Here is a 12359-nt window from a genome sequence, read left to right on the forward strand (position 1 = left end):
CTCGGGCACCGCCTCGGCCAGCATCGTGGCGCTCCATCGCCACGGGCCCACCACGCCCCGGTGATCGCCCGCCCACAACACCACCGCGGCGGCGGCCACCAGCCCGACGGCCAGCGACATGGATCGCCCCGGCCGGGCGATGCGCGGGACGCGGACGGTGAGGAGTTCGACGCCCACCATCCCCAGGCCGAAGCCGACGAGCTGGCCGGACAGCGGGCGCGGTGTCGCGGCCGTCCCGATGACGACGGGGTCGGTGCTCAGCGCGACGAGGGCCGTCACCGCCACCGCGAGGCAGACGTAGAGGAGCAGGCCCGCGAGGACGAGTGGCAGCGCCAGTGACGCCACGGCGCGCGTTGACGCCCAACACGCGGCGGCCCCCACGACAACGGCGACGATCGCGGCGCCGGCCGGCAACCACGACACGGTCTTGACGGGGTCTTGATCGGGCCAAAGCGACTGCAGCAGTTGCAATCCGAGCGTGGCGGCGAATTGCGCGGCCAGCACCAGGTAGGCGATCAACTGAACGATGCCCGCCGCCGTCCCCGCCGTGCGGCCCAGGGTGGCGCCGATCAGCTCGGCGGTGCTGCGCGCGTCCGGCGCATGGCCGCGCAGCCGTGCCAGCGCGTAGATCACCGGCATCATGACCACGGCGCCGAGCAGCGCGCCCAACCCGTACCACGCCGCGGACGCGATCAGGGCCATGCTCAGCGCGGCGGCCCGCCAGCTCCCCAGCACCGGCTCCCCCGATCCCGTTTCCGGCCGCGCCGGCGCGGGTAGCGATTTCTTCGGCATCGCCTAAGCATGACGCAGCCGGGGTGAATTGATCGCTGAACGTGACCCGGTTTCGTTAGTTTTGTAGGCCCAACGGCAGTGAGGGCTCGAAATATGTCTGACACGGTGACGGTGACTATCGATCGCAGCTCGGTCGCCATGGGCGACGATACCGAGTCCCACCGCGAGTTCTGGGTTTTCCCTGCCTCGGCCACGATCGATGACCTGCTGGTCGAAATCTCTTCGCGCTTTGTGCCCGGAGTTGCCGGCCCGGCCGGGTGGCGCATCTGTCTCGGGACGCGCCGCGACGAGCAACAGGAAATCGGCCTCATCTACACCCGCGATGACCTCAACCAGCAGGATCAGATCTGCAGGTTGTACCCGGGCGAGAGAACTCTGGGCGAGCTGGCCCGTTGGACGGGATTGCCGGAGTTGGAGGTCTACGCGTCGTACCTGACCTATGACCAGGCCCGGCCCATGGCACTGGACGAGGTGACGGGCGGCCCCACTTGCACGGGCAGCCGACCGGTCAAGCTGGAATCCGAGGCGGCGGCCGACGCCAAGCGTGACTGGGTGATGATGCGCGAACTCGACCGACTGGCTAAGGCGGTGGCGAGCGCGCGGCGCGACTGGGTTCGGGCCAACCTGCTATCGGCCCCGCCGCCGTGGATCGACGTCTTCATCGCCCGCAACTTCCACTACCTGGCCGACCTGCACTGCCCGGCCAGCATGACGCTCGCGGCAAACCTGCTGGGGCTCGAGGAGACCCGTGAAGAACAGTTGACGGCGCGGGCCAACGTCGACGTGCGCGCCGATGTCATGATCCTGGCGATGGTGCTGGCGGCGTTCGAGTGGGGAGCAGAACGCGAAACCTGGCGAGTCGGTGAACGGCCCTACCTCAAGGCCTATCTGGAGCTACTCGCCCACTGCGGTTATCCGCTCTCACCGATCGAACACGTCATGGCCGGCCACATCAGCATCGAGCAGCTCAAATTTTCTGCGGCCGATACCACCAGACTCGAGCGCATCCGCCAACTGCGCGATCAGCAATATCAGCTCCGCATGAACCGCTACTACACAAAAACCCTCAGCGACGAGCAATACCAGGCCGCCATCCAATCCGTGCACGCAGAGCTGTCGAGCTTGGGGGAAGTCCCCGGGCCCCTATAGAAGCGCTCAGGCGTCGATGACCACGCGCCCGGATTTCGCGCGGGAGACGCAGACCAGCATCTCGTCGTCGCCTTCGGCGGTGCGCCCGCGGCGATCGACCTGCCCGCCAAGCACTTTCACCTTGCACGTGCCGCAAAACCCCTGCTGACAGGAGTACGCGGTGGTCGCATCGCGATCGAGCATGACGTCGAGCGCCGACCGGTTCGCCGGCACCTCGAGGACCCGCCGCGAGCGGGCGAGTTCCAGCTCGAAGGCCACCCCGTCGACAACCGGTGGAGGGCCGAAGCGTTCGTAGTGCAGCGGCGCGTTCGCGTGTTCGTTGCGGGCGGTGCGCACCGACTCCAGCATGGCGGTGGGGCCACACACGTAGACGGCCGTCGCCGGCCCGGCGCCGGCAAGCAAGTCCGACGCGGTGGGGATCCGGCCCCGCTCGTCGTCGGCCCACACCGTCACCCGGTCCGGGGCGACCGCCAGCACCTCGTCCAACAGCGGCATGTAATCGCGGGTGCGGCCGGCATACACGGCGCGCCAATCGATTCCGCGCTGCTGAGCCCTCTGGATCATCGGCAGAATGGGTGTCACGCCGATGCCGCCGATCACGAACAACACTTCGCGCTCGTCGGTGACGAGATAGAACGCGTTGCGGGGCCCCTCGAACTCGAACCTGTCCCCCACCGTGAACGCGTCGTGCATTTCGATCGACCCGCCGCCGCCCTCGGCGATGCGGCGCACGGCGATGCGATAGTCGGTGCGCCGGCCGGGCGGACCACACAGCGAGTACTGCCGGCGACGCCCCGACGGCAGTCGAACGTCGATGTGCGCGCCGGGTGTCCAGGACGGCATCAATCCACCGGCCGGGTCGGCCACCGTCAGCGCGACCACGTCGGGGGCGAGCAGCTCGCGGTTGACCACCACCGCGGTGGTGGTGCGCCGCACCGGCTGCACGCGCGAGGACGTCCACCGCGACGCCGACGCCAGGCCGCCGAACAGCGAGCCCACCCCGTACAACGCCGTGTACATGCGGTCGCGTTTGCGGCGGCCGTAGAGATCAGCCGGAATGCTATCCCAAATGGTCTGTCCCACAACGAACCTCACATCTGGCCGGTGCCGCGGCGGTCTGCGGACTGGGCGATCAGGTCGACCCACTCGCCGGTGAGCCGGGCGATGACCTCGGGGTACGCGCTGACCACCCAATGGCCGCCCTCGATCGGGACGACCCTGCCACCCTCCGGGATGGAGCCGGTAAACCATTGCAGCGCGGGCGATACGAAATAGTCCTGGCGTGCGACGAGCACCTGCACCGGCACGGCGGTCTGCGGCAGCCGCTTGCCGGGCGCGAGCATCGGTTTGGGCATGTTGGCCCGGTACAGGTTGAGCCCGTTGAGGTAGTCACGGATCGAGCGGCTCGTCGCCGCGCGCCGCTGCGCGCCCCGCGGCCGGCCGATGAGTTCCACCCCAGCGAAGACCGCCACTGTCGCCCGCGACCAGATCGCCAGCTCGGGCACGCCGGGGCACAGAAAGAACCAGATGTAGGTGGAGGCGAGCGCCTGCTTGAGGACGTCGAGGACGCCACGCGGTGAGCGCGCGGACCGCAGGAATCGGCCCGCGTAGTTCAGGTGCGGGCCCGAGATGGACGTGAACGAGGCAACCTTGTCCATCACCGCGTCGTCGGTGACCGCCGCCCAGGCCTGGATCGAGCCCCAGTCGTGGGCCAACAAATGAACCTGGTTCACCCCGAGGCTCTCGATCACCGCGTCGATGTCCGAAACGAGCTGCGGGAAGCGGTATCCCGCCCGTCTGGCCGGCTTCGACGAGTCGCCGGCGCCGCGCACGTCGTAGGCCACGACGTTGAAGCGGCGGCCCAGTATCTCGGCCACCCCGTCCCACACGTGGTGGTTGTCCGGGTAGCCGTGGATGGCCAGGACGGTCGGGCGTCCCGGTTCGATGTCGGTGTAGGCGTGCACCGCCAGTCGCACGCCGTCGGAGGCGGCGACCGTGGTTGACGCCACTTCGGTCGTCATCGTCAGTGCCGTTTCAGTGCGAGGCCCGGGCGGCGGGTGAGCGGGCCAGGTAATCGACGGCGCGCCCCACCCCGCCCAGCTGGGATGGATGGAAACTCGGCGTGTAGTAGGCCCCGATGACCCGGAGGAACTGGAACGGCCCGGGCACCAAACCGCGCCGCGCCGCGCGGAAGTAGTCCCGCCAGCGCGGCTTGGTGCCGGGCGGCAGGTAGGGGTCGACCGAATACATGAACCGCACACCGCGGATGAACAACCACAGCAGCGCGGGCGTGATCAGTAGCTGGGTGCGCACCTGCCGCCAGTACCCGCCGCGCAGGTGCTTCATGGTGTCGAACGCGACGGCCTTGTGCTCGACCTCCTCGGCGCCGTGCCAGCGCAGCAGGTCGAGCATCACGGGGTCGGTGCCGATGGCGTCGTGTTGCGGGGTGTCGAGAATCCATTCGCCGAGGATGGCGGTGTAGTGCTCGAGGGCGGCGACCATCGACACCCGCTCGAGCAGCCAGCTCTGCCGCCGGCGGCTGCTCCACCGCGGCCGGTCACCGATGAGTTGGGTGAATAGCCAACGCATTTGGTCGGTGAACGGCGTCACGTCGATGCCTTTGGCCGCGAAGTGCCCGAGCACCCCCGCGTGCGCCTGGGAGTGCATCGCCTCCTGGCTGATGAATCCCTGCACATCGCGGCGCAGTTGATCGTCTTTGATCAGCGGCAAGGTGTCCTTGAAGGCGTCGACGATGAATTCCTCACCGGCGGGCAGCAACAAGTGCAGCACATTGCAGAAGTGGGTGGTGAAGGGTTCGTTGGGCACGTAGTAGAACGGCAGCGTCGACCAGTCGAAGTCGACGTCACGCGCCTGCAGGACGATCCGCTCGTGGTCGAGCGAGGCATCGTGCGGGCCCGTTGCCTTGTCATCGACGGTGAACATCGTCGCCACCCCTTTCCGCCGTGCAACGTCTTTAGCCTAGGCGCTGCGTTGTGCTTCGTCCTCGACCTCAGTGATCAGACGCTCGCTGCGCAAGAACCGGACCAGATGATCGACCGTCTCGGTCAGGGCCGGCTCACGCAGGCGGACCTTGGCCAGGCCCCGCCGGTGACGGTACTGGGTGTTGTCGTAGCGCTTGTCGCGCATCGCGGCGATCTTGTCCGCCGACCGGGTGAGGAAATCGACCAACGGGTACATCTGGTCGTTCGGCGTGCAGCGGCGGTTGAGCTGCTCGGTGAAGGACGGGATGTCGTGGTACTCAAAGCGATACCCGTAGCGCTCGGACAGGATGCGGGTGACGTCGGTGAGGTTGTAGTAGTCGTCCGCGGTCATGTTGAAGACGCTGCCCACGCTGTCATCTTTGGGCAGGCCCATCAGCGTGACGATGTGATCCGCGATCAAGTCCGCCGGCAGCAGGCTGATCTGGTTGAGCGCGTTGACGGCGACGCCGTGCTCGATCATGAACGCCGTCAGGCGCACCAGGATGTCGTCCTGGCTGCCGAATCCCGCCCGGGTCGGCGAGATGAGCGAGGGCCGGTAGATGCGGACGTCGAGTCCCTTGCGCTGCGCGGCCAGCGCCAGCTGCTCGCCGACCCACTTGGTCTGCGAGTAACCGAAGTCCAGGCCGGCCATCTTCTCGTTGGCGTCCCACTCCCCGACCACCGGCTCGGTGCTCCAGCCGTAGATGAACGTGCTGGAGACGAGGTGGAAAGCCTTGCGGTGGCTGATCATCGCCAGCCGTAACAGCTCGCGCGTACCCTCCACGTTGGCGGGCCGCAGCGCGTCGTAGGTGCGCACGTAGTTGACCAGGGCGCCGTTGTGCACGACGACGTCGACGTCCTGCGCCAATTGCTGGAAGGCCGCCTCGCCGATGCCCAGCGCGGGCTGGGCGAGATCGCCGCAGACGACGCGAACCCGGGCGCGGACGTCGGCTTCCAGCGCCGGCGTCCAGAGCTGGGCGCGGCGCAACGACGCGACGATGCGGTCAAGGCCGTGCGCGGGATCGGTGGCGCGTACCAGTGCGTGCACCGTGTAGGTGGTCCGCGCCAGCAGGCTGCTCACCAGGAACGGCCCGAGGAACCCGGTCGCGCCCGTCAGCAGCAGGTCGGTGGGCTCGCCCGGCCGCGCGGGCGCGAGCTCCGGCAGCGGCAGAGCCGCGTCGGCCCGCATCTGGGCGGCCTCGTGGGCCTCGTATTCGGCGGAGATCTTATCCAGCGCCCCGCGCAGCGCGTCGAGCGGCCGGCCGGAATCGTCGCCGAATTGCCTTATCAGTCCGAAGAATTCGGACACCGTTAGTCGCTGGAGGAGCCGCGTGTTGACCTCGTCGGCCAGCTCGCCGGCGCCGTTGTCCTCCAGCAGGGCCTGCAGGTCCGTGCGCAGTTCGGCCAGCGCCAGCGAGTCGATGCCGAGGTCGGCGAACGAGCAGTCCTCGTCACCGGTGAGGTCGTAGCTCTCGATGAGGTTGCGGAAGCGCTCCAGCGGACCGGCGCCCGCACCCAGTTCGCCGTGAGTCCGGTTGGCCGACTGGTTGATCCAGGTGGCGAAGGCGGGCAGCTTGTCGTCCAGCCACAGCTGGCGTGTCGAAGCGCGCCGGATCTTGCCCGACGTGGTCTTGGGGATGCTGCGCGGCGGCGCGAAAACGATCGCGTGTGGATCGATGTGGCAGTGCCGGCGGATCGCGCGGGCCACCGACTTGGCGTCGGGAAGGTTGTGCTCGTCGCGCACCTCGGCGACGACGATCAGCGCTTCGGTCTCATCGTGTTCGACGGAGAAGGCGGCGACACAGCCGCTCCGGACGTGCGCGGCCGTGCGCTCGACGACGGCCTCGATGTCGGAGGGGTAGCAGTTGACGCCGCGGACGATGATCAGGTCCTTGCTGCGGCCGCAGACGAAAAGCTCACCCTCGTAGAGGAAGCCGAGATCGCCGGTGCGCAGGAAGGAGTGCTCGTCATCGCCGGCGATGTGGGCACCGAACATTTCCGCGGTGAGCTCCGGGCGGTTCCAGTAGCCGGCACCCTTGGAGGGCCCGGCCAGCCAGACCTCGCCGACCCGCCCGTCGGGCAGCGCCTGGCGCGATTCGGGATCGACGATGCGAACCAGCGTCTCCTCGATGGGCTTGCCGCAGCTGACCAACGCGACCTGGTTGCTGTTCTCCGGCAGCGCCTTTTCCACGCGCGCCACGTTGCGCTCCAGCCCGCGCTTGTTGACCGCGATGGTCTGGCGGCCGCGGATCGACACGATCAGGGTGGATTCGGCCATGCCGTAGGCGCCGGTCAGCGCCTCGGGCCGCAGCCCGTACTCGGCGAACCGCTGCCGGAAGCGAGCGAAGGTGTTGGCGCGCAGCGGTTCCGCGCCCACGACGATGCATTCCAGGCTGCTCAGGTCGACGCCGGCCAATTCCGCGGCGGGCAGCTTGTCCTCGCGCAGGCAGTATTCGAGCGCGAAGTTCGGCCCCGGGGTGTGAGTGGCGCGCACGTCGCTGATGAGCCGAAGCCAGGACGACGGCCGGGCGAGGAAGTCCAGCGGCGACATCGCGTGGGTGGACCCGCCCAGCAGCACGATGAACATGTAGGCCGAGATCAGGCCCATGTCGTGGTGTTGCGGCAGCCACGAGGCCAACACCACGTCGCCCGTGAAGGCCGAGCCGTTGGCGATGACGTTGGCGTGGGTGACGATGACACCCTTGGGGTTGCTGGTCGAGCCGGAGGTGTACTGCAGGAACAACACGTCGCCGGGGGTGTCGGCGACCGGGGCGCCGCCGAATTCCTGCGCGCCGTCGGTCGCGAACCAGGGCAGCTCCGGCAGGCCGGCGTCGGCCTCGTCTGTCCAGACCCGCTCGCCGCGGCGTTGACCGAGCAGCAGGCGGAAGTCGTACTCGAACTGTTTGGTCGACAGCACCGCCGCCGCCTGGCAATCGCGGGCGATGAAGCTCAGCTTGGCCAACCCGGAATCGAAGGACATCGGCAGGGGCGGGCTGACCGGAACGGCGATCACCCCGATGCGCGCGCACGCATACAGCGCCGCGATCATCTCCAGACCGGGCGGGTAGACCAGCAGCGCACGATCGCCCGACTTCAGACCGGCCTCTTTGGACAGGTATGCGGCCAGCTCGCGGGTGCGTTCGGCGAAGGCCTGGTAGGTGTAGTGCTCGAGTTCGCGGCCGTCCCCATCGACGAACCGGAAGAGGGTCTGATCCGGCTTCTGCGTTTCCCACATCTGCAGGTAATCGATCAGCGTCTCCATCGTAGGAGTGATCCCCCTTCCAGGTTGGCTTAGCCCGAGAACGACTTCCGTCGTGAATATAAAGACCAATGTAGCGCCGCGAGCCCGTCCTGAGCAAAGCGTGAAGCCGCGTTAATGGCCGTCGCACACCACATTCACAGGTGAAACTTAAACGATGGAATCTAATGCGCGAATGCTGATCTGCGCACATACGGACTTCAGTATGTCAGGCGGGGGCGACCAGGAATTATCCCAGCTGAGCCGCCTGAGATACTGAAGTGCGTATCTACGAATTCGCGCATTTTCTATTTCGCCGCCCAACGCACAATCGGACGCGAAATGCTATTACCTTCGTCACGCCAAATGGCGAAATTGCAAATCGAAAACCGCAATTCGATTCGCCCCCCAACGGCAATGATCGCGGCCGCGCCGCCGAACTGCCTGCGTGGCCGGCTAGGAGGGCACTGCGATGCGGATCCGCGGGCCCGAGCGGGCCACCAGTCTCACGATGCCCGGGAATCGCTCGCCGTCGATGATGGGCGACAGTGGTTCGCCCTCGGCCTCGATGACCATTTCGCGGCCGTTGACATCGCGGAGCCCGTCGCCGCGGAGCATGCCGTTGGTCAGGGCCGTCGGAAGCTGGGCGACGATCCTCGACGGCCGCAGGTATCCGGCCTGAAAATGCAGCGCGCCGGGCTCGGACGCCTTGGGGAACAACCGAAGTGGGCCACCGATGCGCAGGTCGATCGCGCCGGCGTGCAGCAGGCTGTGCGTGCGCGACGGGACCTCGTCGCCGTCGATCACCACGCGCGCCTGCGTCGGGGTGAACAGGATGGACGCATAGTTCGGCGTCTTCACACGGCCGGGGGCGACCTTGGAGGTGATGTAGTCGCCGAAGCTGCGGGCGATCACTCGCGCGACGGCCAGCCGGCCGTGGTCGGGTGAGTCGTAATACCGGTCGTAGAAACGGTTTCCGACGCCGCCGGCGGCCAGCCCGAAGCAGAGCCGATGAAACGGCGCGCCCTCGGCCGTGGCGCCGTCGAGCACCAACGTGTCCAGGTTCACCTCGGGCGGAGGTCGATTCGCTTCGGCGGCCGCCGTCAGCGCGCGGATGATCGCCTCGGGGCGCCCGCGCACCCGGGCCTTGCGGGCGACGGCGTTGACGCTGCCGCCATTGGACGGGACGAATGCGGGCCAGCGTTGTGGGTCACCGATGCAGTGCTCGATCTCGTTGATCAACCAGTGCAGTGCGCCGTCGCCGCCGTCGCCCACCAGATGGGTGACCCGCGGCGCGAGCTGCGCGATGGTGTCGCGCAGTTGGTCGATCGAGTTGGTCTCGTGCACCTCGCCCCACGGGCCGACGATGCGACGCAGTTCGGCGATGCGATCGCGGGAAGCGGACCGATTTTTCCGCGCTTTCGGATTGACGATGACGCCTAGATGCATCCGGCGATCCCCGCGTCAAGTGGGATGTCGCTGGCCATCCCAGGCACGATACCGGGCGGACCGGGTGACCGACATCGCTGCGCCGGCCGCCGCGGGCCCCTCGGGCCACCGGCCGGGACCGCACGTGCGAAGTTAGGGTGGCTGCCATGGCCGATTGGACCGCAGCACAGCTGCCCTCGTTCGCCGGACGGACCGTCGTCATCACCGGGGCCAACGCCGGGCTGGGCGAGGTCACCGCCCGCGAGTTGCTCCGGGTGGGCGGCCACGTCATCCTGGCCGTCCGCAACACCGACAAGGGCGACGCGGCCGCCGCGCGCATGACCGGCTCGGCAACCGGCCCCGCGACCGGGAAAGTCGAGGTGCGCCGGCTCGACCTGCAAGACCTGTCCTCGGTGCGGCGCTTTGCCGAGGGCATCGACAGGGTCGACGTGCTGATCAACAACGCCGGCATCATGGCCACCAAGCACGCGGTGACCGTCGACGGTTTCGAGGGTCAGATCGGCACCAACCACCTCGGCCATTTCGCGTTGACCAACCTGCTGTTGCCCAAGCTGACCGACCGCGTGGTGACGGTGTCCTCGCTGATGCACCACTTCGGCTACATCAGCCTCAAGGACGTGAACTTTCAGTCCCGGCCGTATTCGGCCTGGCTGGCGTACAGCCAATCGAAGCTGGCCAACCTGTTGTTCACCAAGGAGCTGCAGCGGCGGCTGAACGACGTCCCCACGTCGCTGCGGGCCCTGGCCGCCCACCCCGGCTGGTCGCACACGAACCTGCAAGGGAACTCCGGCCGCAAATGGGGCGACGCGGCGGTGCTGGCGGTCGACCGGATCGTGTCCACCGATGCCGACTTCGGCGCCCGCCAGACGCTGTACGCAGCCTCGCAGGATTTGCCGGGCGACACCTTCGTCGGCCCGCGCTTCGGGTTGTACGGCCGCACGCAGCCCACGTGGCGGAACTGGCCGGCAAAGCGCGCGGGCACCGCCGCCGCCCTGTGGGAGCTGTCCGAGCGGCTCACCGACACGAAGTTCCCGCTCTGATGCCGTCTTCGCTGGCCGGGCGACCTTCGACGCGCCGGTCGCCCGGGCCGTGACTAGATTGGATGGGTAGCGCCACCGCACCCAGCGAGGAGGTAATGCCATGTCGGACGCGCATCTGGCGGCCATTATCGCCCTGTGCGCCGCGTTGGCGTCCGCGATCGGCAACGTCGTGCGGCAGCGCTCCGCGCAGGAGGTCACCGACAAACGGGTGGGCCACCTCACGTTGTTCGGCATGTTGTTGCGCGACAAGCGTTGGTGGATGGGCGGTTTGGGGGACATCGGCAGTTACGTGCTGCTGGCCGCCGCGCTCGACAAGGGCTCGGTGTTGTTGGTGATGTCGTTGCAGGTGACCGCGCTGCTGTTCGCCCTGCCGATCTACTCGCGGATGACCGGTAACCGGATCACCCGCCGAGAGTGGACCTGGGCGCTGGTGCTGGCGGTGGCGCTGGCGGTGCTGATCGCGATCGGGGACCCGACCGGCGGCCAGCAACGGGCGCCGCTGCACATCTGGGTCGTGGTCGCCGTGGTGATCGGCCCGCTGTTGTTGCTCGGGCTGCTGGGAGCGCGGATCTGGGCGGATCGCCCGGTCGCGGCGCTGCTGCTGGCGGCCGTCGCCGGAACGCTGCTCGCGGTGTTCGCGGTCCTGATGAAGGGCGTGGTCGACGTCCTGGAACACCACCCCGGCCAGGTATGGATGTCATTCGAGCTGTACGCGCTGGTGTTCTGCGGCGCGGCCGGGATGATCTATCACCAGTCGGCGTATCGAGCCGGCGCGCTCACCGCCTCGCTGCCGACGATCATCGTGGCGAAGCCGGTGGTGGGCGGGATCCTGGGCATCATCGTCCTTCAAGAAACGTTGGCAGCCGGCGGCTGGGAATGGTTTGTCCTGGCGGGGACGCTCGTCGTGGTGATCGTCGCGACGATCGGGTTGGCTCGCGGTGAGGCCGCCTCCATGTCGGCCGGCGCGGGTCGCGACGTGAAATCCAGCTCTCGACCCGCCGCGGCCACCCAGGCCTGAAGCGGCCGAAGGGATTGCCGGCTAAGCATTCTCGATCCCGGCGTGGGCCGGCGTGCACCACTTAGGGGTTGATGGTGTTGTCGCCGACCTGGCGGCCCCAGACGTATTCGATGGCGTACGGCGACCCGGTGTCCAGGTGGTTGTAGGGCGCGAGGCTGTTGCCGGTGTCCATGATCAGCTCCGGCGCGGGCCACAGATCGCGGGTGACCTTCTGCCAGCACCCCGGCGCGCCACCGGGCCCGCCGCGGGCGTTCACGCGCGGCAGGTTCTCGGGCCAGATGTAGGGGTTGGGCGCACCGCCCACGACTCCGGCGACACCGCCGACCAGCGACGCGATGACGGGCACCGCGGACACCGGGTTGGCGATCAACCCCAGCCCGGAGAGCACCTCGGTGTCCATGTTCAGCGAGTAGCCGTTGAAACCGCCCTCGGCCGCTCCGGTGGCCGGCAGCGCATCGTGTTCGCTGCGCATCAGGCAATAGATTTCGGGGCTGTAGGTGTCCAGCAGCTGGGCGGTGGGCACCAGGTCAGCGGCGCCGCGCGCCAGATACGGCCCGCCCTTGGTGAACAGCTCCGCACCGGTGTTGCCGAACCCGGCCGCCGACAACAACGCCCGATCCAGATCCTTCTGCTGGGCGTTGATGGTGCGCGAGGTGATCACCGCATTGTTCAAGAAATCCAACAGATCCGGC

General features: G+C 68.0%; 9 protein-coding genes and 1 pseudogene. 3 read left to right on the forward strand and 7 right to left on the reverse strand.

Translation table 11 applies throughout. The annotated features are described in order from the left end of the window. A pseudogene (locus DQP57_RS24845) lies at positions 1 to 792 on the reverse strand (hypothetical protein); the annotation flags it as partial. Between the two features lie 93 nt (positions 793 to 885). On the opposite strand from DQP57_RS24845, the gene DQP57_RS24850 reads away from it, so the two are divergent. After that, positions 886 to 1941, forward strand: coding sequence for a hypothetical protein (locus DQP57_RS24850; RefSeq protein ID WP_112635365.1), 1056 nt, complete (start codon positions 886 to 888; stop codon positions 1939 to 1941). Positions 1942 to 1947: 6 nt separating this feature from the next. Here DQP57_RS24850 and DQP57_RS24855 read toward each other — a convergent pair whose 3' ends face one another. The 5 genes from DQP57_RS24855 to DQP57_RS24875 form a co-directional block, all read right to left on the reverse strand. Then, positions 1948 to 3024 (reverse strand): PDR/VanB family oxidoreductase, encoded by a 1077-nt coding sequence (locus DQP57_RS24855; protein ID WP_112635367.1) that lies wholly within the window; start codon positions 3022 to 3024, stop codon positions 1948 to 1950. An 8-nt stretch (positions 3025 to 3032) separates the two neighbouring features. Then, entirely contained in the window at positions 3033 to 3962 is a 930-nt protein-coding gene (locus tag DQP57_RS24860; protein ID WP_112635369.1) for an alpha/beta fold hydrolase, read from the reverse strand. 13 nt (positions 3963 to 3975) lie between these two features. Next, positions 3976 to 4884, reverse strand: a complete 909-nt coding sequence (locus tag DQP57_RS24865; RefSeq protein ID WP_112635371.1) for a metal-dependent hydrolase — start codon at positions 4882 to 4884, stop codon at positions 3976 to 3978. 36 nt (positions 4885 to 4920) lie between these two features. After that, positions 4921 to 8184 carry a thioester reductase domain-containing protein gene (locus tag DQP57_RS24870; protein ID WP_112635373.1) on the reverse strand — a complete coding sequence of 1088 codons (3264 nt, stop codon included), beginning with the start codon at positions 8182 to 8184 and terminating at the stop codon, positions 4921 to 4923. Between the two features lie 432 nt (positions 8185 to 8616). After that, positions 8617 to 9609, reverse strand: a complete 993-nt coding sequence (locus DQP57_RS24875) for a diacylglycerol/lipid kinase family protein (RefSeq protein ID WP_112635374.1) — start codon at positions 9607 to 9609, stop codon at positions 8617 to 8619. Between the two features lie 146 nt (positions 9610 to 9755). Here DQP57_RS24875 and DQP57_RS24880 point away from each other — a divergent pair, with 146 nt between their 5' ends. Continuing rightward, on the forward strand, positions 9756 to 10649 hold the full coding sequence (locus DQP57_RS24880; protein ID WP_112635375.1) for an oxidoreductase: 894 nt from the start codon (positions 9756 to 9758) through the stop codon (positions 10647 to 10649). A gap of 100 nt (positions 10650 to 10749) precedes the next feature. Next, positions 10750 to 11667 (forward strand): DMT family transporter, encoded by a 918-nt coding sequence (locus DQP57_RS24885; protein WP_112635376.1) that lies wholly within the window; start codon positions 10750 to 10752, stop codon positions 11665 to 11667. Between the two features lie 61 nt (positions 11668 to 11728). On the opposite strand, the gene DQP57_RS24890 is transcribed toward DQP57_RS24885, so the two are convergent. Beyond that, positions 11729 to 12359, reverse strand: a 631-nt coding sequence (locus DQP57_RS24890; protein WP_205869234.1) for an MCE family protein, incomplete at its 5' end; no start/stop codon positions are given.

Origin of the sequence: Mycobacterium colombiense (genome assembly GCF_003284935.1) — a bacterium.
Lineage (GTDB): Bacteria > Actinomycetota > Actinomycetes > Mycobacteriales > Mycobacteriaceae > Mycobacterium > Mycobacterium arosiense_A.

Coding starts and splice junctions, on each gene's coding strand:
- DQP57_RS24850 (WP_112635365.1), top strand. CDS start 886: ATGTCTGACACGGTGACGGTGACTATCGATCGCAGCTCGGTCGCCATG.
- DQP57_RS24860 (WP_112635369.1), bottom strand. CDS start 3,962: ATGACGACCGAAGTGGCGTCAACCACGGTCGCCGCCTCCGACGGCGTG.
- DQP57_RS24865 (WP_112635371.1), bottom strand. CDS start 4,884: ATGTTCACCGTCGATGACAAGGCAACGGGCCCGCACGATGCCTCGCTC.
- DQP57_RS24870 (WP_112635373.1), bottom strand. CDS start 8,184: ATGGAGACGCTGATCGATTACCTGCAGATGTGGGAAACGCAGAAGCCG.
- DQP57_RS24875 (WP_112635374.1), bottom strand. CDS start 9,609: ATGCATCTAGGCGTCATCGTCAATCCGAAAGCGCGGAAAAATCGGTCC.
- DQP57_RS24880 (WP_112635375.1), top strand. CDS start 9,756: ATGGCCGATTGGACCGCAGCACAGCTGCCCTCGTTCGCCGGACGGACC.
- DQP57_RS24885 (WP_112635376.1), top strand. CDS start 10,750: ATGTCGGACGCGCATCTGGCGGCCATTATCGCCCTGTGCGCCGCGTTG.